Source organism: Pseudoalteromonas sp. Isolate3 (assembly GCF_022398505.1).
In the GTDB taxonomy this organism is placed as follows: Bacteria; Pseudomonadota; Gammaproteobacteria; order Enterobacterales; family Alteromonadaceae; genus Pseudoalteromonas; species Pseudoalteromonas apostichopi.
Genome location: NZ_JAKEVN010000282.1, coordinates 1 through 562 on the forward strand (window position 1 = coordinate 1; position 562 = coordinate 562).

Annotated in this window: 1 protein-coding gene; it reads left to right on the top strand. The window is 36.3% G+C overall.

The genetic code is table 11. The annotated features are described in order from the left end of the window. Positions 1 to 231 precede the first annotated feature (231 nt). Positions 232 to 417, top strand: a complete 186-nt coding sequence (locus L1D46_RS20860; RefSeq protein WP_239978188.1) for a hypothetical protein — start codon at positions 232 to 234, stop codon at positions 415 to 417. Positions 418 to 562 lie beyond the last annotated feature (145 nt).

Genomic DNA, 562 nt, shown 5'->3' on the forward strand with positions numbered 1-562 from the left:
GCAATTAACTATATGATATTAATGAGAAAAACTAATAGCCCTCTAACAGATTCTGTGTAACTGCCATTTAGTTAATATATCTTTTTAGGCGTTCTTTTAATTCGATAATAAACTGACTTATCGCCTGGTTCCAGTTTGGAATGGACTACGGTGGCTATGCCACAGTAGCATGCCTTGCATATACACTTGGAACTTTATAAATGTGGAATAGATTACGTGGGCGTAACAAATGTGTCTTTATTATCTGAGACATTACCAAAGCATTGGGAGTCGCAACGTGAAGTGCTTGAAATGCAAATAGGTGATCTGTCAGGTGAGGACATGATAAAACGAATGTTACCCTTGCAACATGTTGATAAAAATAAAGCGTCAATAATGATAGTGCAAGGTGCGAAAGGTTCGCGTGTAGTTAATTAACACGTGACTGATTTACGCGATGCACTGGCAAAAAAGGAGTAATTTTGTCTGATGATGGATGGATAATGAAAGAAAATGAAGGTCATGGTTTTCAGAACTAAGAAAATAAAGTTGAGCTTTACACAAAAATAGAAAAGTTTTTGGC